Source organism: Promicromonospora soli, assembly GCF_014653785.1.
GTDB classification, from domain to species: domain Bacteria; phylum Actinomycetota; class Actinomycetes; order Actinomycetales; family Cellulomonadaceae; genus Promicromonospora; species Promicromonospora soli.
Map to the genome: position 1 here is coordinate 617,565 of NZ_BNAS01000004.1, position 23,423 is coordinate 640,987.

Sequence of the window (23,423 nt, forward strand, 5' to 3'; positions counted from 1 at the left end):
TCACAGCTCGCCCCCCTCGATCTCCTCGCGCAGGGCCTTTGCCCGGGCGTCGAACTTGTCGTTCGCCCACCGCGCGTAGACCGTGGTGATGACGAACGTGGACACGAACTGCAGCAGGCCGAAGATCAGACCGACCGTGATGGTGCCGCCGACACGGATGCTCATGAAGTCGTGCGCGTACGTGCTCATGAGCACGTAGAGGAGGTACCAGACAAGGAACAGCGCGGTCATCGGGAAGACGAAGTTCCGGAACGCCTTGCGGAGGCTCTGGAACTCGTCAGATCTCTCCACGCGTTGGTAATCGGTCTCTGCAGGCCCTGATGCCTGTACGTCACTCATGACGCCTCCATTGGGTCATGGGGGCGCGCGCTCTGCTCGCGGCCCGGTGCGCATCTCGCACCGGGGCCAATGTGCCGCAACTCACACGCTGAGGGCAAATAGTTCACACGGTGAGTTTACGGACTTGACCAAGTCGTTATGTCTTCAAGTTCCGTCGCCAGAACCCGGGAACCCGCCGGTCAGCGCGGCAATCAGCGCCGGACATACTCCAGGTCCGCGATCGTCCGTCCGGCGCCGTGCGCCTTGCGCTCGAACCCGGTGAGCACGCGCCGCTCGAACCGCGGGGCCCGGCCCCCGGGACCGTGTGGATTCGTGAAGCTCTCGTCGGCGTCCATGACCTCGACCATCTGCTCCGCGTACTCTGCCCAGTCGGTCGCGAGGCGGAGGGTCCCGCCCGGCCGCAGCACGCGCGCCGCGAGCGCCGCGAACTCGGCGGTGACCAGGCGGCGCTTGTGATGGCGCGCCTTGTGCCACGGGTCGGGGAAGAAGATCCAGAGCTCGTCCACGGACCCGGCCCAGAGGGTGGTCTCCAGCAGCTCGGCCGCGTTGGCCTGCACGAGCCGCAGGTTCCGCAGCCCCTCCTGCCCCCGCGCCGCGCCGGCCCGCTCGGCACGCGCGATCGTGTGCGCGAGCCCGGGCCGGTAGACCTCGACGGCTAGGTAGTCGCGCTCGGGATCGGTGGAGGCGGCCTCGACGACGGCGTCCCCCAGCCCGGAGCCGATCTCCACGACCAGCGGGGCCTTGCGCCCGAAGACTGCTTCCGTGTCCAGCACGAAGTCCGGGTCCACGGAGGTGCGGGCGATCGCCCGGGGCACGTCGATCACGTAGACGGCGTGACGTTCGGCCCAGATCCGCTTCTGCTTGTCGGTGAGCCGGCCGGACCTGCGCATGAACGACACCGGCTTGGTCCGGAACCCCGAGAGCTCGGGCCGGTCGGCGGGGTCCTGGTGTGCGGCGTCGGGCTGAGGAGGAACGGGCTGGCTCACGGGAGAAGCGTACGAGGATGCGGCGCGGGGTTGCGTATCCGCAAGGATTCGGGGCACGCCGCGCACGCCGGCCAAGGAGCGCGGCAGGCTGGTTGCAGACGCCCGGACCACCAGCGAAATGAAGGAGCTGAGCTTGCTCGCCACCGCACCAGCCACCGATCCGGACGACGACCCTTGGCCCTGGGACGAGCCGAGCGACCGGCCCGACCGGGTGGCGCGAGACGTCGCCGTCGCGCAGCGCTCGGACGGCCTCTTCCGGGGCCTGCTCCGCGATCACGACCACGCCGACTGAGGCGCCCGGCAGTCACGCCAGGTCCACCTCGGTCGTGGCGCGAGGCGGCCCTGGACGCCGTGGACGCGCGCGCGGGACGCGCGGCACCGGTCCTGCGTGGCCCACGACGTTGCGGAGCTCACCGAGGCGTTCGACGCGCAGCACCACCTCGTCGCCCGCCACGAGCGGCGGCGGGCTGAGCTCGCCGGACCGGCCCCACAGCTCGGCCAGGCAGCAGCCGTTCCCGCCCGTGCCCGACCCGAGCACGTCGCCTGGCACCACCCGGGTGTTCCTGGACGCGTAGGCGACGAGCTCGCCGAACGGCCAGCCCATGTTCGACAGCAGGTCGTTGCCTACCGGCGTGCCGTTGACCTCGGCCTCCATGGCGAGGCGGTGGAAGCCGTCGGGGTCGAGGACGTCCGCGAGCTCGTCCGCCGTGACGATCCACGGCCCGAGCGTGCTCGCGAAGTCCTTGCCCTTGGCCGGTCCCAGCCGCACCCTCATCTCCCGGGCCTGGACGTCCCGGGCCGACCAGTCGTTGAGGATCGTGAACCCGAAGATCGCCGCCGCGCCCTGCTCGGGCGTGAGGTTCGCGCCGTCCGAACCGGCGACGGCCCCGATCACGGCCGCCACCTCCAGCTCGAAGTCGAGGCGTTCGCACTGCGGCGGGACGACGGTTTCGCCCGTCGCGACGACCGAGTGCGGGTTCGTGAAGTAGAACGTCGGGTACTCGTACCACTCCGGCACCACCTCGCTGCGGCCGTCCACGGCCGCGCTGACTCCCTCGACGTGCTCCTCGAAGGCGACGAAGTCACGGATGGTGGTGGGCACGAGCGGGGGCAGGAGCTCGACGTCGTCCAGCCTGGGTTCTTCGTCGCCATGCGTGGCCGCGACGAGCGCGGCACCGATCTCGAGCGTGGCCGGAAGCCCGGCGGCGAGCAGGCCGGCGATCGTCCCGCCGTCGGGCAGCGGCAGAACGTGGTCGTCGACGACGAAGCCCTCGCCGACCTCGCCTCGATGCCGCCAGCGCGCGAGCCTCATGCAGGTTCGCTCACCATCGCCGCGACCCGGTGCATGAGGCCCGGGACGTCGGCGTCGTGGACGTCGTCGAGGAGCCATCGGCCGAGCTGGACGGACGCCTCGACGACGGCCGTGGCGCGCGGGAGCCTGCGGGCGTGGAACGCGTCCCACACCTCCTGGTCCAGGCGTTCCGCCGACAGCAGGAGCTCGACGAGCACCAGCGCGTCCTCGACGGCCTGCGCAGCGCCCTGGGCCATCGTCGGCGGGCAGCTGTGTGCCGCGTCGCCGACGATGACGACGCGCCCGCGGTTCCACGGCGCCGGGACCAGGTGCTGGGTGAACCGGGTGTAGTTGATGCGCGACGCCTCGTCGAGCTCGGCGCGGATCTCCTCCCAGGGCCCGTGGTAGGCGAGGGAGAGGTCGTGCATGGCCTTCACCGCCTCGGCGGGGGTCACGCCGAACCGGTCCTGACCCTTCTCGACCAGGTAGGCGTACATCGTGTCGGGGCCCGTGGGGCAGTAGCCGGCGATGTAGACCGGACCCCCGTAGTACAGCTCGGTGTGGGTCACCTGCTCCGGTCGCCGCACGAACGCGCGCCAGATGCCCATCCCGGTGGGCTCGGGCGTGGTCTCGATCCCGAGCAGGCCGCGCACCGTCGAGTGCAGCCCGTCGGCGCCAACGAGCAGGTCGTGGCGCACGGTCCGGCCGTCCGAGAGCACTACGTCGACGCCGTCGTCGTCCTGCGTGAGCGCCGCCACCTGGACGCCGAAGGTGATCGTCGCGCCCAGAGCCTCGGCCCGGTCGAGCAGGATCGCAGCGAGGTCCGGGCGGTACATCCCGACCGTGGCCGGGTAGCCCGGCCCGCCCGTGCGGTCGTCGGGCATCTCGACGAGGACCCGGGCCTCCGGGCCGGGGGCGCGCAGGCCGAGGACGTCGAAGGCATAGGACTGGGCGCGGACCTGCGGCCATACCCCCAGTCGGTCGAAGGCGCGCAAGGCGTTGCCCTGCAGGGTGATGCCCGAGCCCAGGGAGTCGAGGGCGGGCTTGGCCTCGAAGACGTGGACGTCGACGCCTCCCTCGGCGAGGAGGATCGCCGTGGCGAGCCCCGCGACACCGGCTCCGGCGACGGCGACGGAGTGCACTGCAGACATGGTCAGGCCTTTCCTGGTGGTCGGTTCACTTCACGGCGACGGGGTTGACCGGGGCGCCGACGGCGCCTGTCACGGGGATCGGTGCGGCGGTGAGGAAGAAGTCCCACCGGCCGTCGATGGCGCAGTCCGCGGCCAGGGCGTCGAGGTCCCACATCTCACCGACGGTCAGCCCGATGTGCGGGATCGCCACCTGGTGCAGCGGCTGGAAGGCGTCGTCGAACTCGTTGGGCCGCACCTCGAAGCCCCAGGTGTCGGTGGCGACGGCGGCGATCTCTGTGCGGTGCAGCCAGCCAGCGGTGGTGAAGGACAGGCCGGCGCTCGGTCCGCCGGCGTACCCGGCCCAGCCCTCGCGGCGGGCGCGCGCCAGGCGGCCGGTGCGGACTAGGACGATGTCGCCGCGTCCCACCTGCGCGGTCGGTCCCTGGGCCGCCATGCAAGCCCGCAGGTCGTCCTCGGTGATCGCGTACCCGTCGGGCAGCTCCCCGTCCGCCAGGTGACGACCCAGATCGAGGAGCACGCCGCGCCCGGCCAGGTGCGGGGCCATGTGCTCGATGCCGGTGACCCGGTCGCCCTCGCTCGTCACGACGTCGCCGGCCGCGCGCCCGTTCCAGGCGCGCCCATGGTCGAAGATGTGGCCCAGACCGTCCCACTGGGTGGAGCACTGCAGGGGCATCGAGACGACGTCGTCGGCGCCGCCGAAGCCGTGCGGGAAGCCCTGGCTGCCACGTTCGGCGTCGACGCCGGTGTCCAGCATCGTGTGCACCGGGTTGGTGCGCCGGCGCCAGCCGGTCTGCGGGCCGTCCATGTCGAACCGCTGCGCCAGGGAGAACGAGACCCCGCGCCGCACCAGGGCCGCGCCCTCGCGGCGCTTGCCATCGTCGAGGAAGTTCACGGTGCCGAGCACGTCGTCGTCGCCCCAGCGGCCCCAGTTGCTCACCTCGGCCGCCGCCCGGGCGACGGCGCCCTCGGGGTCGGTCCGGTCCAGGGTCGGCCGCCCGTCGGCCGGCAGAGCCGGCATGACACTCATCGCCCACCGTCCAGCTCGGCGAACGTCTCCGTCACCCAGTCGGCGATGTACGCGGCGACGTACGCCATGTGGTCGATGCTTATGTGCTCCGTGCCGCCCTCAGGGTCGTCGAAGATCCGCAGCTCGCGCTTAGGGCTGTGCACGGCCTGCTCGTAGGAGCGGTGCGCGTACTCGACCGGGATCTGCCGGTCGCCCGCGCCGTGGGTGATGAGGAACGGGACGCGGATCTTCTCGACGACGCCGTCCAGGTGCATGCCCTTGGTCGCCTGCACGAACTCGTCCATCGTCGACACGCCCCACACCCAGAACACGTGCTCCCAGTAGTGCGGCACGGGGTTCTCGCCCTCGCGCCGCCGCCGCGCCTCCTGGACGGCGGCCCAGTCGTGGTTGGCACCCCAGGCCACCACCAGCCGCACGCGGTCCTCGAACGCCGCGGCGCGCGGTGCGTAGTACCCCCCGAGGGACCAGCCGACGAGGCCTACCCGCGAGGCGTCCGCCTCGGGCAGGGTCTCCAGGAAGTCGACGCAGGCCGCCGCCCAGACCTCGGTGTCGTGGCGCGCGGTCAGCCCGCGCATCCGCAACGCCTCGCCGGACCCCGGCGTGTCGACCATGAGGGTCGAGATGCCGCGGCGGGCGAGCATCTGGGGGAAGCCGGAGTAGTACATCATCTCCTTGGTCGAGTCGAGCCCGTTCCACTGGATCACGACCGGCGCGGGGGCGTCCGGCGACGCCTCCGGTGCAGGCAGGAAGTACCCGGGTAGCGACGACCCCGCGTACGGAACCTCGACGCGCCGCACCGGCGATCCACTCAGCTCCAGGTGCCGGGCCAGGAGCGACATCGACCGCTGGTAGGCCTCAGTGCGCCCGGACCAGGTGGGGGACTGCAGGCGTTCGGCCTGGGACGTGTACAGGCTCGCGCGGTACAGCTTGTCGGCCGCGCCGATGACGCGGCCGCGGGCGACGTCGTCGTCGGCCGAGGCCACGAGGCGGTCCACCACCGACTGCCAGGCCGCGTAGAGCTGCTCGGTGCCTGCGTCGTCGCCGTGCTCGGCCGCCTCCAGGACCGGCCGGCACGCCCGGTCAACCTCGTCGATCAGGCCGCCGTTGTTGAGCGCGGCGACGACGGCCATGCTCCAGACGTAGTTGCCGGGGAAGTACATGAACATGCGAGGCTCCGTCCGCCCGCGCCTCGTCACGCGGGACGGTCACCATCACAGGACACCTGGAGCTCCTCGTGAAGGCGATCTTGCTGATGGCGGGTATTCGCCACATCGATGCGCCTAGCGTCGCACAGCGATTGCCGCGATACCGGCGCACGCCGTACGGTCAGGGCGTGACAGCGCCGTCCATCTCCCGGCACGACCTCAACCTGCTCGTGTACCTCGACGCCCTGCTCGCCGAGCGGAGCGTCACCCGCGCGGCGCAACGACTCATGCTCAGCCAGCCGGCGATGAGCGCCGCCCTGTCGCGGCTGCGCACGCACTTCCGCGACCCGATCCTGGCGCGCGACGGCAACACCTACCGGCTCACGCCGCTGGCCGAGCGGCTCGCCGAAGAGACGGGGTTCGCGCTCGACGCCGCACGGCGGGTCTTCGAGAACCAGGCCGACTGGGATCCCCACGAGTCGACCCGTGAGTTCACGGTCCTCGGCTCGGACTACGCGTTCGTCACGCTGGGCGCCGCCGTGACCGCGCTGGCCACCCAGCGGGCACCGCACGTCCGGTTCCGCTTCACGCACCACACGCCCCAGATCGTCGACGCCGTCGCGGAGCACCTGCGCACGGTCGACGCCATCCTCATCCCGCACGGGTTCATCGACGGGCTGCCGCACCGTGACGTCGTGACGGACGACTGGGTGATCCTCGCCGCCACGGACAACGACGCCGTCTCCGACGTGCTCACCACGCAGGACCTCGCCACCGCACCGTGGGTCTTCACCTACATGTCCCGGTCCGCGTTCACCCCCGCTTCGCTCCAGCTCCAGCAGCTCGGCCTGGAGCCGAAGGTCGAGTGCGTGGTCGACGGCTTCCTCGCACTGCCCGCCTTCGTCGCGGGCACGCGGCGGCTGGCGCTGGTCCAGCGCCACCTGAGCGCGTTAGCGCTGCACCACCCCGGGATCCGCGTGCTCGAGTGCCCGTTCGAGGCGACGCCCATCACCGAGGCGCTCTGGTGGCACCCGGTGCGCACCCGGGACCCGGAGCACGCCTGGATGCGTGAGCTCTTCGTGGAGGCGGGCAGGGCGCTGTAGCAGGGGGCATTCATGAGGCTGATGCGCGGCATCACCAAAAGGGCCGTTGACCTCCTCCGACGCGGCACTAGTGTCGGCCTCCAGCCTCTCCCGACGACGACGCCGCCCGGGACGCCGATCCCGCACCGCCGCGGGGAACCCCAGGAGGATTCCCATGAACCCCACCCCGTCGCCCCCGAGCAGAGGAGCCCTGCCCGGCGTCCTGCTGCTGGCGGGTAGCTGCCTGTCCGCGCTGGCCGCCGTCCTGCTCGCCCCGGTGCTGCCCCAGCTCCAGGAGCAGTTCGCGAGCAGCCCGCTGCCGCCCGCCCTGATCCTCTCGGCGCCCGCTCTCATGATCGCGCTCTTCGCCCCGTTCGCCGGGCAGATCGTGGACCGGACCGGCCGGCGCAACCTGCTGCTGGTCGCGATGGTGGTCTATGCCGTCGTCGGGACCGCCGTGGCCTGGCTGCCGGAGAGCCTCGTCTCGGGCTCCATCGCCCCCGTGCTGGTCCTGCGCCTGCTCGTCGGCCTGGCCGAGGCAGCGATCATGGCGTGCTGCACCACCCTCATCGCTGACTACTACCGCGGCGACCGCCGGAACCGCTACCTCGGCCTGCAGACCGTGTTCACCACCGTCGCCGCGACGATCTTCATCGTGGTGGGCGGCGTGCTGGGCGCGGCCGGCTGGCGCGCGCCGTTCTGGGCGTACGCCCTGAGCATCGTGATCGTCGTGCCGATGTTCTTCGTGCTCGACGAGCCCGTCCCCGACGAGGGGGAGCGCGCGGCCGAGCGAGCGGCCGCAGGTCGCCCGATCCCGTGGCGCACGCTCCGGCTGCCCCTGGTCACCACGGTCTTCGGCGGCTTCGCCTTCTTCGTGCTGCTCTCCCAGTCCGCGCTGGTCTACAGCGGAGTCGGGATCACGGACACCCAGCAGATCGGGCTGCTCACCGCCGGCGCGTCGGTGGCGACGGCCATCGGGTCGATCGCCTTCGCCAGGCTGGCCCGGTTCACCGCCAAGGTGCTGCTGCCGGTGGCCCTCGGCGTCCTGGGCGCCGGGCTCGTGCTCATGTGGCTCATGGCAGTCGCCGGCGTCGTACCCGGGGTCGTCGCGGGCGCCGTGCTCGGCAGCCTCGGCTGCGGCCTGCTGCTGCCGACCATGCTGGTCTGGGCCGTCGGACGCCTCGCCTTCGCCGAGCGCGGGCGCGCCACCGGGCTGTGGACGGCCGCCTTCTTCCTCGGCCAGTTCGTGTCCCCGCTGATCGTCCAGGCCGTCCAGGCCGGTGCCGACCCGGTGACGTCGCTGCCGCCCGCCCTGGGCGCGATCGGCCTCGCGTGCGGGGCCGCCGCTGTGATCCTCCTGGTCGTGGTGCAGCGTGAACCTCTGTCCGAGAAGCACGACGAGGGTCTCGCGATCGAGCCCGTCGCAGCCTGAGGCCACGAACCCCGAGGTGCCCGACGGCAACCGCCGTCGGGCGCCCTGTGCCGTCGGACATCATGCGCCGTCAGGGCATCGCGTCCGAGACGGCCTTGCCGCCGCCGTGCGCGGTGAGGCCGCCGTCGACCGCGATCTCGGCGCCGCTCACGAACGACGCGGCCTCGCTGAGCAGGAAGGCGACCACAGCCGCGACCTCCTCGGGGCGGCCGGTCCGGCCGAGCAGCGTGGCGGCCACGTTGGCCGCGCGGAACGACTCGGGGGCGCTCGCCGTCATCGGGGTCTCGACGAAACCCGGGTTCACGAGGTTGACCCTGATCCCGCGCGGCCCCAGCTCCATCGCCGCCGTCCTCGTGATCCCGCGCAGCGCCCACTTGCTCGCCCCGTACGCCACCCCGTAGTGGGCGGTGACGGCGGCGGCCGAGCCGATGTTCACCACCGAGGACCCGGCCGGCATCAGCGGCGAGAGGCGCCGCATCCCCAGCGCCGGGCCGGTCGCGTTCACGGCGAGCACCCTGGCCAGGTCGTCCGGCTCGATGTCGGCGAGCCGGGCACGCCAGGTGACCCCGGCGTTGTTGACCAGCCCGTCCACGCGGCCGAACGTGGCCGTCAGGTACTCGGCGAGGTCACGCCAGCCGGCGTCGAGCGCAGCGTCCAGCCGTCGGTTCACGGCCCCGGACACCGCAGGCGCTTCGAGGTCCGTCGCGACCACCCGGCAGCCGGCCGCCACGAGCAGGTCCGCCACGGCGGAACCGATCCCGCCGCGCGCGCCGGTGACGACGACGACCTTCCCGGACGGGTCCGGGAAGGTCGTCGTCGCGGTCGGTCGGGTCGTCACCCCTGGCCGAGCCGCGCGTAGGGGTTGAGCAGCGCCTCCCGGGTCGCCGGGTGCACGCCCTCCTCGGTCGCCGACGGCTCGGGCGCCGGCGGGAACGACTCGGTCATGGACATCGGCATGACGCTGTTGCGGTAGATGCTGTTGGACCCCGTCGACGGCGTCCACACGCGCGGCTCCCAGTCGGGCACGTAGTTGCGGTAGCCGCCCGTGTTCACCTCGATTCGCATGGTGGACGGGTCGCGGAAGTACAGGAAGTTCTGCTCGCCGACGCCGTGGATGGACGGCCCGTACTCGATGTCGGTGCCGTTCTCCATGAGCACGTCGGCGGCCTGGAGCAGGTCCTCACGGGTGTCCACCCAGAAGGCGAAGTGGTTGATCCGGCCAGGCCGCGACGAGCCGTCCAGGACGATGCCCAGGTCGTGCGACTTCTCGTTGGTCGTGATCACCGTGAACACCGTCACGGGAGCCTCGTCGAGCACCGTGTGGGCCATGATGCGGAAGCCCAGCACCTCGGAGTACCAGTCGGCGAAGCCGCGGACGTCGGACGCCGCGACCGTGACGTGGTCGAGCTGGCGGGGGGCCACGGCGTGCCGGCTCCGGCGCTCGGGCCGGTCCGGAAAGATCGAGGCCTGGTCGCCCTCGCCCGCGTACTTGTCGACCTCCCAGAACAGGTCCATGGTGTGGCCCCACGGGCCCACGAACCGGAACGAGCGGCCGTGGTGGAAGCCCTGCTCGGACCAGACGACGTCGACGCCCTTGGCCTCGACGCGGCGCGCGGCCTCCTCGAGCGCCTCGGCGCTGGTCGTGCGCCACGCCATGCTTGCCAGGCTCGGCTCGGGGCCCTCGCTGATCGCGAGGCTGTAGTGGTAGTAGTCCCCCCACGACCGCAGGTACACGACGCCGTTCTCGCGCCCCGACTCCCGCAGACCTACCTGCTCGGTGTAGAAGCGGACGGAAGCCTCGACGTCGGGCGTCGTGATCTCCAGGTGGGACAGATGGGAAAGCAGCTTGATCATCGTTGATCCTCCGGTAGGGAACGGGGCGCCCGGGGCGCCGCTCCCCACTCTTGTCAGCGTGGAGTCATCACGGAAGACGAATCTGATGATCGAGGGCATCAGTCTGGCTGATGCCACTTAGGTGCCCGCCTGCCGTCAGAACGCCCCCGCGATCCGCTCCACCACCCAGTAGAGCGCCACCGCGACGATCCCCGCGGTCGCCGTCCCGAGCACCCATCGGGCGGCCCGCGGTGCCCGGACTCGAAGCAGCACCAGCAGCGGGAACACCACGGCGATGATGCCGAGCTGCACCGCCTCGATGCCCACGTTGAACGAGAGCAGCGACCACAGCAAGGTCCACGACCAGGCCGCGTCGATGCCGAGTGCGCCCGCGAACCCGACGCCGTGCACCAGGCCGAAGACGAACACCACGGGCAGCCGCCACCGGTCCCAGGCGCCGCGCTCGGCCCGGGTCCCGGGGACCAGTCCGCCCCGCCCGCGCCAGATCCTGTACAGGTCGACGGCCGCCACCACCGCTATCGAGGCCGAGATCACCGGCTCGACCACTGTCACGGGCACCGACACCACGCCCAGCGCCGCAAGCAGGAACGTCACGGAGTGCGCCACGGTGAAGGCGGTGGCGGTCCACACGACGTCGCGCAGCCGCCGCGCGTCGATCAGCAGCGCCAGCAGGAACAGCACGTGGTCCAGCCCGAGCAGCAGGTGCTCGCCGCCCAGCACGAAGAACTCCCCGACCTGCTTGAGCACGCGGTTCTCGCCCGTGGTGAGGGTGGGCGACGCCGCGGTGAGCACCGCGGAGCCCTCCTCCTCGTCCAGCGTGTACCGGATGACCGTCTCCGTGGAGTGCACGAACGACTCCGCGTCCGGAAACAGGGCGCTGGAGACCTCGTGCACGCCGCCCAGCCCGCCGTCGCACGCGAAGGAGTACGTCAGGGCGGCGTACGGGCGCTCCCCGCGCTCGACGATGTCCGCGGCGACCAGCGTCGGTGCGCACGGCTCGCCGTCGTAAGCGACGACGAAGCGGTCGGTGACGTAACCGTCGACCGCGCCCTCGTGCTTGTCCAGCTGAGCCAGCTGCTCAGCCCGGCCCGTGGCCTCGTACGCCTCGGCCCGCAGCCAGGCGGACTTCATGAGCAGGTCGTACTCGAGATCGAGGACGGCGGCCACGTCCGCCGTCGGCTCGCCTGCCGCCGGCCCGGTCACCTCCGCGTAGACGTCGCTGGTGGCGTCGTGGGCCACCGCCGGGGCCGCGAGCAACAGCCCGGCGGGACTGCCCACCACAGTGAGCAGCCCCGCCAGGGCCAAGGAGCGTCCGAACCTCAACGGCGCGCCGTGGTGAAGTACGCCGGCGAAGCCGTCGTCGCCCCGCCCCCGGAGGTGCGGGCCGTGACGAACCACGCGTAGGTGCGGTCCGGCTTGAGGCCGGTCCACCGGACCGAGGCGACCTCGCCGGAGGACACGGTGTCCTCGCCGATCTCGTACCTCGGGTCGTACAGCACCACGAAGTCCGTCGTGAACGACGTGGTGCGCGAGGTCAGGTCGACCGGCAGCACCATGTTGTCCTCGAGGCCGTTGTACCGGTGCTCGGTGTCGTACTCGGTGGCGCCGAACTCGCCCAGCAGCGGCGAGTAGGTGTCGACGGACACCTCGCCGCGGTCGACGTCGAACTGCAGCATGCGGAAGAACGACGCGCCGAACTGGAGCCGGTCGGCGGGGTTGTACCCGCCGATCCGGGTGAGCCCGAGCTGGTCCGCTGACACCGTGTAGAACTGGTAGTCCGCGAGCAGCTCGACCACGCCTCCCCCGATGTCCCCGATCACCGGCGGGCGCACGTTGGTGCCCACGCCGTGCCTGTGCCCGGCCAGCACCATGAACACGTTCGGGTTGTCCCTGACGAGCAGGTTGTACAGCAGCGGGCCGTCGGACCCGCCGAAGTTGGCCCCGCGCCCGTCGGGCGACGAAGACGGCTCAAGGTAGTCGTGCGTGAGCAGGATGCCGTTCCGGTCGGAGTACCGGTCGAAGATCGACGCCGCCCACTCGGCCTCGTCACGCGTCACGCCGTAGGACAGGCCCACCACCACGAAGTCCAGGCCGCCGGCCGAGAACAGGTCGTAGTGGTTCTCGTTCGAGCCCGGCTTCATGGTGCCGCCGTAGGACGCGTCCGCCCAGCCCTCGGACACCTCCTCGTACCGCTGCGGGCCGAAGTACCGGTCGTACAGCTCAGGGTTGGTCCCGGACTGGTTGTCGTGGTTGCCCGCGACGACGCCGTTCGGGATGCCCGCGGCGTCGATGCGGCCCTGAGCCTCGGAGGCGAAGTCGAACTCGCCGATGACCTGGTCCTCGAGCTCCGGCGGGAACGCCCGGATGTTGGTCTCGGTGATGTCGCCGGTGTGCGCCACGTACGCGATCTTCCGCTGCTCGGCGTTGTCCACGATCCAGTCCATGACGCCCGTGTAGCCCTTGGCCCACACGGCGCGCTCCTCGGCGGTCTCCTGCTCGACGGCGCCCTCGGACAGGTACTGCGTGTCCGTGTAGTGGACCATCGAGAAGTCGTACGCGTCGGGGTCGGCGAAGCCGTTCGGGTCGCCCGCGTCGATGTCGTCGGCGAAAGGGTCCTCGCCGGTGACCATGGCGTGGACCATGCCGTCGTCCACGTAGTCCCGGGTCACGGTGCCCTCGAGCACGGTGCCGCCGTCGACTGCGCCGCGCGCGGAGGCGACGACGTCCCAGGCATCGGTCTCCGGGTTCCAGGCCCGCAGGCTGACCAGGCGGGCCGGGTCGGCGACGCCCTCCCAGCGCAGCACCGGCGCCTCGACCCGGCCGCGGACCGGCACGTCGAACCGCTGGTAGGTGACGTCGCGCGAAGTCGGTGATGCCGCCGACCGGCCGTCGCCCGGCGCGAGCGCCCTGGTGCTCAGCTGAGCCTGGCCCGGCACCGTCAGGTCCGTCGGCACGGCGCCGGCCTCGCCCTGCCAGGCCGCGGACGGCGTGAGGATCTCTGCGGCTGAGAAACGCGCTGTGACGTCGCCGCCGTCGGGCTCGGCGACCGTCGCCTCCAGCGTCGCGGCGCTCCTCACGCCCGAGGTGCCCGACGCCGGTGCGAGGTTCGCCGGCGCGTCCGGGATCCCGGCGCTCACGATGGCGATCTCGTGGGTGACCTCGTTGCCGAGGCCGTCCGTCGCGGAGACCGCGAGAGTGTGGTTGCCGGCGGAGAGGCCCGGGCCGACCGGGTCGCCCTGGGCGATCTCCTCGCCGTCGAGCGTGACGTCCGGACCCTGCACCACGCCGGAGGCGTCGTCAACGGAGACCGCGAGCGGCACGCTCGAGGTGAGCCGGTCGCCGTCGGCGGGCGTGGCCGAGACGAGCGCCGGGCCGGTGTTGTCCGTGAACAGGGCGCGGGTGGCGGTCTCGCCGGTGGTGGAGGTCGCCGCGAGCTCGTGCTCGCCGTCGGGCAGCGTGGCGGTGTCGACGTCGGCGCGCAGGCCGCGTGCGGGGGCGTCGACGGTGAACGTCACCGTGATCTCGCGCAGCGCCGTTCCGCTGGAGCCGCAGGTGCCGTCGCCCATGGCGTAGGAGGGCTTCAGCCCGACGCCGGCGGCGGTGCCCACGGCGGGCGTCAGCGCGAGGTTCGAGATCGTGAAGTCGTCGCGGTTGCAGTCGCCCGCGAACGTGCCGGTGACGACCTTGACGGTGTTCTCGCCGGGGCGCAGCCACTCGTTGGGGATCGCGACGTCGGCCCGCTGGCTCGCGTACGAGCCGCCCATCGGCGTCTCGATCCCGTTCACCACCAGCAGGTTCGCGGCCTGGCCGTCGACGGCGTTCGAGCCTACGTTGAACGAGAACGCAGCGTCGCCGAAGCCAAGGGTCGCCGTTGCCTCGACCGCTTCGCCGTCGACCGTGAGCCCGGTCGTGGCGCCGTCCTCGTCCGCGGGGCGGGCACCCGTGACGGTGACCGTGCCGTTGGCGAGGGTGCCGTCGACCGGGGTGAGCCGCGGCGCGCCGGCCGGCGCGTTGTTCACGCGGACCTGGTGCGTCGTCGTGTCGCCCGCCGCGGTGCGGGCCTCGATCGTGTGCGCGCCGTTGGCCAGCGTCGTGGTGTCCAGGTCGGCGCTCAGGCCGGTGGTGCCCTGCGGGTCGCCCTGCACGAAGAACGTCAGTTCCGCACGCAGCAGCAGGCTCGTGTTGGTGCCGCAGCTGCCGTCGCCGAACGCGTAGGTGTACTCGTTCTCCTCGCCGTCGGCGGTCTCGCCGAGCGGCTCGAGCGTGAAGTCCGACAGCACGAAGTCGTCGTGGTTCACGCCGCAGTCGGTGTTGATGGTGCCAACGACGACCTCGATGGTGTTCTCGCCGGTCACGAGGTACTCGTTCGGGATCTCCAGCTCGACGCGCTTGCTCACGGCGTCGGGCAGGTAGATCGGCTCCGACCCGTTCACTGATACGTAGTTTCGGTAGCGCGCCTCGGTCGAGTTCGTCGCGACGTTGTAGCCGAGGATCGACGTGCCCAGTGTCTCGGTGGCGCCAGGCACGTCGGTGCCGTCAATGGTCAGGCTCTCGATGTCGTCGCCGGGCGCGACGGGCTCGGCCGCGACGGGGACAGTCCCCTCGAGGAACTCGCCGTCGGCCGGCGTGAGGACCGGGCTGCCCGATGCCGGGGCCTCCGGCTGCTGCGGGGCCTTCGGCTCGTGCGGGGCAGTCGCGATCGGGCTCCTCGCCGGCCGGCTCGTGTCCGCGGGGGCGGCGGACGACGTCGTCGCTACCCACCCCGTCACGGCGAGCGTGGCCGCCGTGACCGCCGCGATGAGGCCGGCCTGGTGCCTGACCCGCTGCCTCGCTCGCTGATTCCTGGTGTGTGGCCGCATGGCCGTCCTCCCTGTGCTCCGTGAAGGTGGACGGCACCTGAGCACGCCCGGTGGTCAACCTGGACCCGGCGGGTGAACGGAGCTGGAGCGGAAGGCGACAACCGGACAAACTGTCGGGTATCCGGGCGAATGCGCACGTCAGGGGCGCGTGCAGAGCGGGTGAAGTTTGCGGCTGAGCGGGAAGCGCGAAGGCCCCCACCGTGGTGGGGGCCTTCGCGATGTTGTGCGCCATCAGGGACTCGAACCCCGAACCCGCTGATTAAGAGTCAGCTGCTCTGCCTATTGAGCTAATGGCGCCTGCGACGGAAAGATTACCAGGGCGTGGAGCCCACAGCGCTACCGATTTCTCCGCCCACGACCGCCGGCGTCCACCCGTCTGAAAGGGGGATCCCGAACCGTCGTGCTGGTGCGCCATCAGGGACTCGAACCCCGAACCCGCTGATTAAGAGTCAGCTGCTCTGCCTATTGAGCTAATGGCGCGCAACGGGGAGAAACACTACCAGGACCAGGGGCGTCACCGGTAACCGAACGAACTGCCCGGGCCTGTGAACTGCACGACAGCCTGACCTACAGGTACAGCCCCGTCGCGCCGTCCGTCTCGTCGCTCTCGGCCACGCCGTGCACGTCGCGCTCACGCAGGAGCACGTAGTCCCTGCCTGCCAGGTCGACCTCGGCGCGCTCCTCGGGGTCGTACAAGACGCGGTCGCCGACGTCGACCTGTCGCACGTGCTCACCCTTGGCCACGACCTTCGCCCACGCGAGCCGCTTGGGCCCCACGGCGGTCGCCGGGATCACCAGGCCGGCCGTCGAATGCCGCTCCGACGCGTCGATCTCGGGCTCGACCAGGAGGCGGTCGTGCAGCATGCGGATCGGGAGGGTGCCTGGCTTGGTCACGGCGTTTGCAGCGTTCGTCACAGCGGGAGTGCTCACGGGACAACGCTACGCGACCGAGGGGGCAAGGTGATCCCGGCAGAAGGTCTACCGTTACGCGCATGACCACTCACCTCGAGCCCGGGGACAAGGCTCCCGACTTCACGCTGCCCACCGCTGACGGCTCCACTGTCCGCCTCGCCGACCTGGCGCAGAGCACTGACAAGGGCGTCATCGTCTACTTCTATCCGGCCGCCGCGACGCCGGGCTGCACCAAGGAGGCGTGCGACTTCCGCGACTCCCTGGCATCCCTGCAGGGCGCGGGCTACGCCGTCGTGGGCATCTCCCCCGACAAGGTGGCAAAGCTGGCGAAGTTCGCCGACGCCGAGACGCTCACCTTCCCGCTCGCGTCCGACGAGGACCACGCGACGCTGGAGGCGTACGGCGCCTGGGGCGAGAAGCAGAACTACGGCAGGACGTACGTGGGCGTGATCCGCTCCACGTTCGTGGTGAACCCGGACCTGACGGTGGCCGAGTCCTTCTACAACGTCCGGGCGACCGGCCACGTCGCCCGGGTACGCAAGGCCCTCGGGCTGATGAGCTGATGAGCTCGCCCGCCGACCTGCTCGACGTCGACGCCGAGCTCAGCGACACCGAGCTGGCCACGCGGGACCGCGTGCGGGAGTTCGTGGACCGCCGCGTCCGGCCGAACATCGCCCGCTGGTTCGCCGAAGCCTACTTCCCGCGCGATCTCGTCCCCGAGCTGGGCGAGCTGGGGCTGCTCGGCATGCACCTGACCGGGTACGGCTGCGCCGGGCGCTCCGCCGTCGAGTACGGGCTCGCGGCACAGGAGCTGGAGGCGGGCGACTCCGGCATCCGCACTTTCGTCTCGGTGCAGGGCTCGCTGGCCATGTCAGCGATCCACAAGCACGGCTCCGAGGCACAGAAGCAGCAGTGGCTCCCCCGGATGGCGACGGGCGAGGTGGTGGGCTGCTTCGGGCTCACGGAGCCCGGCGCCGGCTCCGACCCGGCGAGCATGACCACACTCGCCCGCTTCGAGGCCGGCAGCGAGGGCGGCGAATCCGGCGGCGAGTGGGTCCTGGACGGCGCCAAGCGGTGGATCGGCATGGCCTCGTTCGCGGACATCGCGATCATCTGGGCCAAGGTGCGCGAGCCTCAGGACGGAGGCGGCGAGCGGGACCGGGTGCGCGGGTTCATCGTGCCGACGTCGGCCCCGGGGTTCTCCGCCGTGCCCATCGAGCCGAAGCTGTCGATGCGCGCGTCCGTGCAGTGCGACATCACGCTGGAGGGCGTCCGCCTGCCCGCGGACGCCCTCCTGCCGGAGCATCCCGGCCTTGCGGGGCCGTTCGCGTGCCTCGACGAGGCTCGCTACGGCATCGTGTGGGGCGCGGTCGGCGCCGCGCGGGACGCGTTCGAGGCCGCCCTGGCCTACGCCAAGGGGCGCGAGCAGTTCGGCACGCCGATCGCGGGCTTCCAGCTCACGCAGGCCAAGCTCGTCGACATGGCCCTCGAGATCACCAAGGCACAGCTCATGGCGCTGCGCCTCGGCCGGCTGAAGGATACCGGGCGCCTGGAGGGTCACATGATCTCGGCGGGCAAGCTGAACAACGCGCGCATAGCGATCGACGTCTGCCGGGAGGCGCGCACCGTGCTGGGCGGCAACGGCATCACGCTGGACCACTCGCCGATGCGGCACGCCAACAACCTGGAGTCGGTGCGCACCTACGAGGGCACGGACGAGGTGCACACTCTGGTGCTCGGGCGACACATCACGGGGATCGCCGCGTTCCGCTGACCTGCACGCTCGGCTGCCCGTAGACTGTGCGCCGCGCGCGAGTGGCGTAATTGGCAGCCGCGCCAGGTTTAGGTCCTGGTGTCTTCGGACGTGCGGGTTCGAGTCCCGCCTCGCGCACCACCAGCTGTGTTGCGCCGTCCTCGCCGCGTCAGTTCTGCTGAGCGGCGAGGTCCTTCCTGACGGCGTCCATGTCGAGGTCGCGCACGGCCTCCACGACCTCGGCGAGGGCCTTGGCCGGAAGAGCGCCCGCCTGGCGGAACACCAGCACGCCGTCGCGGAACGCCATGAGCGTCGGGATGGAGGTCACCTGCGCCGCGGCCGAGATTCCGGGGTTCGCGTCGGTGTCGATCTTCGCGTGCACGATGTCGTCGTTCTTCTCCGAGGACGCCTCGAAGACCGGGCCGAACATCTTGCACGGCGGGCACCAGGTGGCCCAGAAGTCCACGAGGACTATCCCGTTGTCGCTGACGGTCTTCTCGAACGTGGCATCGGTGATGTCGACGGTGGCCATGTCGCGTTTTCCTCTCGTTGACTGTCTTCCTCGTGCAGCACAGTTATGCCCTCAGCTATTCCGGGAACAGCCCTTCCGTGAGCCGTTCAACACCCACGGGCCGATCCGGCGGCGCGGGGGTAAGGCACCGCGCGGCCCGACCTGGTAGAACGGACCCGTGACGGACACTGCCGACTACCCTTCCGACGACGACTTCTACCGCGACCCCTCCCAGGTGGCGGGCTGGCTGACCGACGAGGACCTCGCTGTCGTACGGGCGCAGCTCCCTCTCGTGTATGTCGACGCCGTGCCGGTCCGGGTCGACGACTCGGGTGACGTGGTCGCCGTCGGGCTGCTCCTGCGAGTGAACACGCAGGGCACGATGACGCGGGCCGTGATCTCGGGGCGCGTCATGTACCACGAGCGGGTCCGGGACGCGCTGCTGCGGCACATCGAGAAGGACCTCGGCCCGGTGGCGCTGCCGCAGGTGCCGCCGTCGCCGCAGCCGTTCACCGTCGCCGAGTACTTCCCGACGCCGGGGATCACCGCGTTCCACGACCCGCGCCAGCACGCCGTCTCGCTCGCGTACGTGGTACCCGTGACGGGCGACTGCCGGCCGCAGCAGAATTCCCTGGACCTCGCCTGGCTGACGCCGGAGGAGGCGTGCGCCGACGACGTCCAGGCCGAGATGATGAACGGCCAGGGCATGCTGCTCAAGCAGGCGATGTCCCACGTTGGCCGGCTTCCGTGAGATAGCGGGCGCCGGCGCCGAACTCGAGACGGGCCCTACCCCAGGTCCAGCACCGGCCAGTCCTCCAGGTCCGAGCGCATGCGGCGGTCGTGGGTGGCTACGACGACGGCGCACGGCGTGACCTGCAGCGCGCGGGTCAGCTCGTCGACGAGGTCGATCGACAAGTGGTTCGTCGGCTCGTCAAGGAGCAGCAGGTGCGGTGCGTGCAGCAGCGCCCGCGCGAGCTCGAACCGGCGCCGCTGCCCCGCGGACAGCTCGGCGAGCGGCCGGTCCAGGTCTTCCTCGCTGAGCAGGCCGAGCCCCGCGACAGGCACTACGTGGTCGGGGTCAAGCTCGCCCGAGGACAGCAGCCGCAGCGCCTCGTCGGCGTACGTCTCGAACCCGGTCCGCAGCCGTGCCTTGCCGGTGATGAGCTCGCTCTCCTGGCCGACGACGCCGATCCGCGCCCCCGGCGCGACGACCCGGCTCCCCCGGTCGAGCTCCAGGGCGCCGGCCAGCGCCGCGAGCAGCGTCGACTTGCCCGTGCCGTTCGACCCGATGATGAGCAGCCGGCCCGACGGCGGGACCGCTACCCGCGTACCGGGCAGGTCCAGGCGGGCGCCGTCGTCGTTCCCGCCGCCCTTGTCCCCGCCGTGCGGACGTGTCCCGACGCGCGGCGAACGGACCTCCACCACAGGGTTGCCGGGATCCCAGCCCGGCGACATCGCCGGGAGGTCCGGGAACGCCAGCTCCACCGGCGGGGTGGGCACCTCGATCGCCTCGGCCTCGAGCTTCTGGATGAGCCGGTCGGCGGCCTTGACGTGGATGCGGGCACGCGTGGCACGACGGTGGCCCTGCGACCCCTTTGGCGGGCGCCACGCGTCGGAGAGGCCCTCGTAGGACTCATCGAGCCGCTCGGCGAGCTGCGCCGCCCGCTTGCGCTCGGCCCGGTAGCGCTGCCGCCAGCGGTGCAGCGCCTGGTTCTTCGCAAACCGGTAGGCCAGGTAGCCCGGCTGCCCGTAGAGCACGGGCTTGCCGTCCCAGGACGGGTCGAGGTCGAGGATGGCGGTGGCGACGTCGTCGAGCAGCTCGCGGTCGTGCGTCACGAGGACGACGCCGCCGCGCCACGCGACGAGCTCGCCCGTGAGGAACTCGATGGCTGAGTCGTCGAGGTGGTTGGTGGGCTCGTCGAGCAGGAGCAGGTCGGAGCGTTCCGCAAGGCGGCAGGCGAGGCGAACCCGGAACCGCTCCCCCACGCTGAGCCGGTCGAGCCGCAGGGCGGGGTCGCGCGGGGCGCCCAGCCGAGTGAGGGCCACCTCGACCCGCCGGTCGGCGTCCCAGACGGCGAGGTGCTCCGCGAGCGACAGGGTGCGTTCGAGCACCGCGAGGTCGCCCGAGCTGTGGTCGAAAGCGGAGGCCGCTGCCTCCAGCTCGGCTGCGGCCGTCCGCAGGCCGTCGAGCGTCCCGGCGATCAGGTCGCCGATGGTCTGGCCCGGGGTGGGGTGCAGCTCCTGCTCGACGAGCGCCACGGTGCCCTGCCGCCGCACCTCACCCGACTTGGGCTGCAGGTCGCCAGCCAGCAGGTGCAGGAACGTGGACTTGCCCGACCCGTTCTCCCCCACGACGCCGAGCCGCGCGCCGTCGTTCACGGTGACGCTCATGCCGGCCAGCACGTCCCGCCCGGGGTACGCGAAGGCGAGGTCCTGGGCGACGAGATGCATCCGCCAAGCCTACGGGGGCCCGGGGCGAGTCCGAAGCCGGCGGCTCCAGCGCACCGGGCTACTCGCGGAGCCTGTCCGTTTTTTCCTTTACGCGCACTATTTCCCGCGCGAGGATGTGCCCATCCCCTCGCCGGCTCACGCCCACACCCCTGGAGTGACGTGTCCCAGACCACGCCTGCCCTTCGCCTGACCAACCTGCTCCTGGCTCCCGGGACGCGCACCCGCAGGGACCCGGACGCCGTGTTCGACCGGATGATCGCGCGCGCGGAGCGCGGCCGGACGCCGCTGAGCGCCGAGTACGCGGCGGACCTGGAGCACCTCCGGCTGGCGCTGCGCGCCTTCGCCGAGTTCCCGGGGCTGAGCCCGCTCGGCTGGATGGCGGGGAAGGGGATGGCGGAAAGCCGGATCCGGAACCGCGCCGTGGTGGGCGACCTGCACGCCCGGCACCCCGAGATCGCCGACCAGCCGGTGGACGCCCCGGTGTTCGTCGTCGGCATGCCCCGGACGGGCACCACCCTCACCTACAACATCCTCGCCAGGTCGCCCGGGCATCGCGGGCCGAAGCTCTGGGAGATGACCCATCTGGGCCTCGCCGTCGACGACGACACCGAGGCCGCGCTGATCCGGCGCACCCGGCGGAAGTACGCCATGGTGTCCGCACTCAGCCCCACCTGGGACACCATCCACCCGCTCTACGCGGCCGCCGAGGAGGAGGACACGTTCATCCGGACCCACTCGGAGCTGCACGCCTCGGCCGTACCCATGCCGGACTACCTCGAGCGCCTCCAGACCTTCGACCACCGGCCGGACTACCGGTTCCTGCGCGACGCGCTCCAGCTCCTGTCCTACGGCCGTCCCGCCCGGCGCTGGGTGCTCAAGCACCCGGCGAACCTCTTCCACCTGTCGGAGATCCGCGACGTGTTCCCCGACGCTCGGTTCGTCTGGACCCACCGCGCCCCTGAGGTGGCCCTGGCCTCGCTGTGCTCGCTGGCCGAGTCCTCGCAGCGGCTGCACCGGTACCCGAGCGCTGTGGACCTGGCCCAGATCGGGCGCGACTGGCTGTCGATCATGTCCCGGGGCGTGTCCGGTGCGCTGGCCCAGCGCACCGAGCTGGGGCCCGACGTGGTGCTCGACCTGCCGTACAGCCGCCTCACCGGCGACCCGGGCGCGGCGCTGCCTGAGCTGTTCGAGCGTCTCGGCGCGCAGTGGGGCGCCGACGACGACGCGAACCTGGCCGCGGCCCGCGAGGCGCCGCGGAAGCGCGCCCCGCACCAGTACACCCTGGAGCGGTTCGGGCTGAACCGCGACGAGGTGCGCGAGGCGTTCGCCGAGTATGTGAACCTGCAGGCGGCCCTGCCGAGGTAGGTCCCTGCCCGCTGGTCGAGCTTGTCGAGACCCAGGTCTCGACAAGCCCGACCAACGACTGCCCACGAAGAGGCTGCGGGCCCGAACGGTTCAGCGGATCAGAGCGACGCCGCCGAGCCGTACAGCGTCTGTGCGACGGTGCCCAGGTACGGGCCGAACATGTAGTTCCGCATGCTGCCACCCCGGTACTTGAAGGAGTTCACCGAGTTGAGCGTGCCCAGACCGGTGGCCTCGCTGTAGTTCACGAACCACGGGCCGCCGGACGAGCCGCCGGTCATGTTGCAGTCCAGGCCCTGGTCGGTGCTGCCGCCGAACGTGTCCTGCACGACGGTGCCGTGGCACCACGCGATGTCCGAGCCGTCGTACGGGTTGGCCTGCGGGTAGCCGAACGAGTACATGTACTGGCCGCGGGCCTGGTTGAAGCCGATCGACTGGCCACCGACGACGTCGGTCAGGTGCGCCCCGTTCACCGTGTTCATCACCGCGAAGGCGACGTCGTAGTCGAAGTCGCCGCTGTTCTGCCACTGGGCGGTGGTGGTGAGCTGGCGGGCCGTGAAGGTGCCGTAGGGCCGGGCACCGTCGTCGTAGGCCGGCACGAACGCCCAGTTCGTGGCGTAGGCACCAGGACCCTCGTTCACGCAGTGCCCGGCGGTGAGCACGACGTCCTTGTTGCCGGAGCTCACGGCGCTGCCCGAGCAGACGTAGTTCACGCCGCCGAGCGTGAAGAACACCTTGCCGGTGGTGTCGACGATCTCTCCACCACCCGTGTAGTAGCCGCCCACGAAGTCCGCGGACGGGGCAGGCTTGGCCGCCGCCTGCGCCTTCGCCTGCGGGACCACAGTCGGCCGGCCCGCGGCCACCGTGCCGCCCGCCGAGGACTTGTCCTTGTCAGCCACCAGGACCTCCGCGGGCACGGCCGCCCGCATCCGCTGGGGGGTCCAGTAGTCGACCACCCTGTCCTGGGCTGCCTGGGCGGTCGCCGCGCTGTGCACGACGACGTTGCTGGCTGCCTCGCTCGGCTGGGCCGTTGCCGGCGCGACGGACACGACGGCCACGGTGCCGCTCAGCGTCAGGGCCGCCAGCCCCGCGAGAAAGGTGCGGGAGAGGTTGCTTCGCATGCTGCCTCCTTGATCACACTGCCCGCCGAACGGCGGGCCGGGAGGATCCTACGAATCGGAGTGATTCGGGAGGAAGAGCGGCAAATGTCCTATCTGTAAATTTTCTCCGCGACAGGCGCCATCGATGGCTCGGGCCGCCGGGGTGGG

The 23,423-nt window shown here is 71.4% G+C and carries 21 protein-coding genes and 3 tRNA genes; 8 read left to right on the plus strand and 16 right to left on the minus strand.

The features are described from left to right. Together IE250_RS15885 and trmB are read right to left on the minus strand one after the other, a co-directional pair. A complete protein-coding gene (locus tag IE250_RS15885; protein WP_189670224.1) occupies positions 1–339 on the minus strand; it encodes a DUF485 domain-containing protein in 339 nt (112 codons plus the stop codon). A gap of 191 nt (positions 340–530) precedes the next feature. After that, positions 531–1,325: a tRNA (guanosine(46)-N7)-methyltransferase TrmB gene (gene trmB, locus IE250_RS15890; protein ID WP_189670225.1), complete on the minus strand. Its 795-nt coding sequence runs from the start codon at positions 1,323–1,325 to the stop codon at positions 531–533. 133 nt (positions 1,326–1,458) lie between these two features. Here trmB and IE250_RS15895 point away from each other — a divergent pair, with 133 nt between their 5' ends. Continuing rightward, on the plus strand, positions 1,459–1,617 hold the full coding sequence (locus IE250_RS15895; protein WP_229872501.1) for a hypothetical protein: 159 nt from the start codon (positions 1,459–1,461) through the stop codon (positions 1,615–1,617). A gap of 12 nt (positions 1,618–1,629) precedes the next feature. Here IE250_RS15895 and IE250_RS15900 read toward each other — a convergent pair whose 3' ends face one another. Genes IE250_RS15900 through IE250_RS15915 form a run of 4 tightly spaced genes read right to left on the minus strand, consistent with a single transcriptional unit; the run spans position 1,630 to position 5,960 of the window. Continuing rightward, positions 1,630–2,637, minus strand: coding sequence for a fumarylacetoacetate hydrolase family protein (locus IE250_RS15900; protein WP_189670227.1), 1,008 nt, complete (start codon positions 2,635–2,637; stop codon positions 1,630–1,632). Then, complete coding sequence (locus tag IE250_RS15905; protein WP_189670228.1) at positions 2,634–3,767, minus strand: FAD-dependent monooxygenase; 1,134 nt, start codon at positions 3,765–3,767, stop codon at positions 2,634–2,636. Before IE250_RS15905 ends, IE250_RS15900 begins: the two co-directional genes overlap by 4 nt. 25 nt (positions 3,768–3,792) lie before the next feature. Continuing rightward, positions 3,793–4,794, minus strand: coding sequence for a cyclase family protein (locus tag IE250_RS15910; protein ID WP_373301705.1), 1,002 nt, complete (start codon positions 4,792–4,794; stop codon positions 3,793–3,795). Then, positions 4,791–5,960 (minus strand): alpha/beta hydrolase family protein, encoded by a 1,170-nt coding sequence (locus IE250_RS15915; protein WP_189670229.1) that lies wholly within the window; start codon positions 5,958–5,960, stop codon positions 4,791–4,793. Before IE250_RS15915 ends, IE250_RS15910 begins: the two co-directional genes overlap by 4 nt. A gap of 167 nt (positions 5,961–6,127) precedes the next feature. Between IE250_RS15915 and IE250_RS15920 the strand changes: the two genes are divergently transcribed. Continuing rightward, a complete protein-coding gene (locus tag IE250_RS15920; RefSeq protein ID WP_229872502.1) occupies positions 6,128–7,042 on the plus strand; it encodes a LysR family transcriptional regulator in 915 nt (304 codons plus the stop codon). 154 nt (positions 7,043–7,196) lie between these two features. Beyond that, a complete protein-coding gene (locus tag IE250_RS15925; RefSeq protein WP_189670230.1) occupies positions 7,197–8,453 on the plus strand; it encodes an MFS transporter in 1,257 nt (418 codons plus the stop codon). A 70-nt stretch (positions 8,454–8,523) separates the two neighbouring features. On the opposite strand, the gene IE250_RS15930 is transcribed toward IE250_RS15925, so the two are convergent. The 7 genes from IE250_RS15930 to IE250_RS15960 form a co-directional block, all read right to left on the minus strand. Beyond that, positions 8,524–9,291: an SDR family NAD(P)-dependent oxidoreductase gene (locus IE250_RS15930; RefSeq protein ID WP_189670231.1), complete on the minus strand. Its 768-nt coding sequence runs from the start codon at positions 9,289–9,291 to the stop codon at positions 8,524–8,526. Beyond that, complete coding sequence (locus IE250_RS15935; RefSeq protein ID WP_189670232.1) at positions 9,288–10,307, minus strand: VOC family protein; 1,020 nt, start codon at positions 10,305–10,307, stop codon at positions 9,288–9,290. The genes IE250_RS15930 and IE250_RS15935 overlap by 4 nt, the downstream gene beginning before the upstream one ends. Before the next feature lie 135 nt (positions 10,308–10,442). Beyond that, a complete protein-coding gene (locus tag IE250_RS15940; protein ID WP_229872503.1) occupies positions 10,443–11,630 on the minus strand; it encodes a HupE/UreJ family protein in 1,188 nt (395 codons plus the stop codon). Then, positions 11,627–15,166 (minus strand): metallophosphoesterase, encoded by a 3,540-nt coding sequence (locus tag IE250_RS15945; protein WP_189670233.1) that lies wholly within the window; start codon positions 15,164–15,166, stop codon positions 11,627–11,629. Before IE250_RS15945 ends, IE250_RS15940 begins: the two co-directional genes overlap by 4 nt. A 224-nt stretch (positions 15,167–15,390) precedes the next feature. Then, a tRNA-Lys gene (locus IE250_RS15950) sits at positions 15,391–15,463 on the minus strand. 107 nt (positions 15,464–15,570) lie between these two features. Further along, positions 15,571–15,646: transfer RNA gene (locus IE250_RS15955), tRNA-Lys, on the minus strand. Positions 15,647–15,733: 87 nt separating this feature from the next. Beyond that, positions 15,734–16,030, minus strand: coding sequence for a GroES family chaperonin (locus IE250_RS15960; protein ID WP_189670341.1), 297 nt, complete (start codon positions 16,028–16,030; stop codon positions 15,734–15,736). Between the two features lie 128 nt (positions 16,031–16,158). Here IE250_RS15960 and bcp point away from each other — a divergent pair, with 128 nt between their 5' ends. From bcp to IE250_RS15975, 3 genes are all read left to right on the plus strand, one after another. Beyond that, positions 16,159–16,641 carry a thioredoxin-dependent thiol peroxidase gene (bcp, locus tag IE250_RS15965; protein ID WP_189670234.1) on the plus strand — a complete coding sequence of 161 codons (483 nt, stop codon included), beginning with the start codon at positions 16,159–16,161 and terminating at the stop codon, positions 16,639–16,641. Continuing rightward, positions 16,641–17,852: an acyl-CoA dehydrogenase family protein gene (locus tag IE250_RS15970; protein ID WP_189670235.1), complete on the plus strand. Its 1,212-nt coding sequence runs from the start codon at positions 16,641–16,643 to the stop codon at positions 17,850–17,852. The genes bcp and IE250_RS15970 overlap by 1 nt, the downstream gene beginning before the upstream one ends. Positions 17,853–17,887: 35 nt before the next feature. Next, positions 17,888–17,972: transfer RNA gene (locus tag IE250_RS15975), tRNA-Leu, on the plus strand. Positions 17,973–18,000: 28 nt separating this feature from the next. On the opposite strand, the gene trxA is transcribed toward IE250_RS15975, so the two are convergent. Next, complete coding sequence (trxA, locus tag IE250_RS15980) at positions 18,001–18,363, minus strand: thioredoxin (protein WP_189670236.1); 363 nt, start codon at positions 18,361–18,363, stop codon at positions 18,001–18,003. A 157-nt stretch (positions 18,364–18,520) separates the two neighbouring features. Here trxA and IE250_RS15985 point away from each other — a divergent pair, with 157 nt between their 5' ends. Next, positions 18,521–19,093 carry an NUDIX hydrolase family protein gene (locus IE250_RS15985; protein WP_189670237.1) on the plus strand — a complete coding sequence of 191 codons (573 nt, stop codon included), beginning with the start codon at positions 18,521–18,523 and terminating at the stop codon, positions 19,091–19,093. Positions 19,094–19,128: 35 nt separating this feature from the next. Here IE250_RS15985 and IE250_RS15990 read toward each other — a convergent pair whose 3' ends face one another. After that, the gene (locus IE250_RS15990; protein WP_189670238.1) at positions 19,129–20,793 is read right to left on the minus strand and encodes an ATP-binding cassette domain-containing protein; all 1,665 of its coding nucleotides are present in this window, start codon (positions 20,791–20,793) and stop codon (positions 19,129–19,131) included. A gap of 159 nt (positions 20,794–20,952) precedes the next feature. On the opposite strand from IE250_RS15990, the gene IE250_RS15995 reads away from it, so the two are divergent. Further along, complete coding sequence (locus tag IE250_RS15995) at positions 20,953–22,158, plus strand: sulfotransferase family protein (RefSeq protein WP_189670239.1); 1,206 nt, start codon at positions 20,953–20,955, stop codon at positions 22,156–22,158. A gap of 98 nt (positions 22,159–22,256) precedes the next feature. Here the strand turns inward: IE250_RS15995 and IE250_RS16000 are convergent, their stop codons facing one another. After that, complete coding sequence (locus IE250_RS16000) at positions 22,257–23,276, minus strand: trypsin-like serine peptidase (protein WP_189670240.1); 1,020 nt, start codon at positions 23,274–23,276, stop codon at positions 22,257–22,259. Between the last annotated feature and the right edge of the window lie 147 nt (positions 23,277–23,423).

Excerpts from the sequence above, each read along its gene's own strand:
- IE250_RS15910 (WP_373301705.1), bottom strand. The coding sequence starts at position 4,794 with ATGAGTGTCATGCCGGCTCTGCCGGCCGACGGGCGGCCGACCCTGGAC.
- IE250_RS15935 (WP_189670232.1), bottom strand. The coding sequence starts at position 10,307 with ATGATCAAGCTGCTTTCCCATCTGTCCCACCTGGAGATCACGACGCCC.
- IE250_RS15900 (WP_189670227.1), bottom strand. The coding sequence starts at position 2,637 with ATGAGGCTCGCGCGCTGGCGGCATCGAGGCGAGGTCGGCGAGGGCTTC.
- IE250_RS15915 (WP_189670229.1), bottom strand. The coding sequence starts at position 5,960 with ATGTTCATGTACTTCCCCGGCAACTACGTCTGGAGCATGGCCGTCGTC.
- bcp (WP_189670234.1), top strand. The coding sequence starts at position 16,159 with ATGACCACTCACCTCGAGCCCGGGGACAAGGCTCCCGACTTCACGCTG.
- IE250_RS15990 (WP_189670238.1), bottom strand. The coding sequence starts at position 20,793 with ATGCATCTCGTCGCCCAGGACCTCGCCTTCGCGTACCCCGGGCGGGAC.
- trxA (WP_189670236.1), bottom strand. The coding sequence starts at position 18,363 with ATGGCCACCGTCGACATCACCGATGCCACGTTCGAGAAGACCGTCAGC.
- IE250_RS15970 (WP_189670235.1), top strand. The coding sequence starts at position 16,641 with ATGAGCTCGCCCGCCGACCTGCTCGACGTCGACGCCGAGCTCAGCGAC.
- IE250_RS15925 (WP_189670230.1), top strand. The coding sequence starts at position 7,197 with ATGAACCCCACCCCGTCGCCCCCGAGCAGAGGAGCCCTGCCCGGCGTC.
- IE250_RS15945 (WP_189670233.1), bottom strand. The coding sequence starts at position 15,166 with ATGCGGCCACACACCAGGAATCAGCGAGCGAGGCAGCGGGTCAGGCAC.
- IE250_RS15885 (WP_189670224.1), bottom strand. The coding sequence starts at position 339 with ATGAGTGACGTACAGGCATCAGGGCCTGCAGAGACCGATTACCAACGC.
- IE250_RS16000 (WP_189670240.1), bottom strand. The coding sequence starts at position 23,276 with ATGCGAAGCAACCTCTCCCGCACCTTTCTCGCGGGGCTGGCGGCCCTG.
- IE250_RS15905 (WP_189670228.1), bottom strand. The coding sequence starts at position 3,767 with ATGTCTGCAGTGCACTCCGTCGCCGTCGCCGGAGCCGGTGTCGCGGGG.
- IE250_RS15960 (WP_189670341.1), bottom strand. The coding sequence starts at position 16,030 with ATGCTGCACGACCGCCTCCTGGTCGAGCCCGAGATCGACGCGTCGGAG.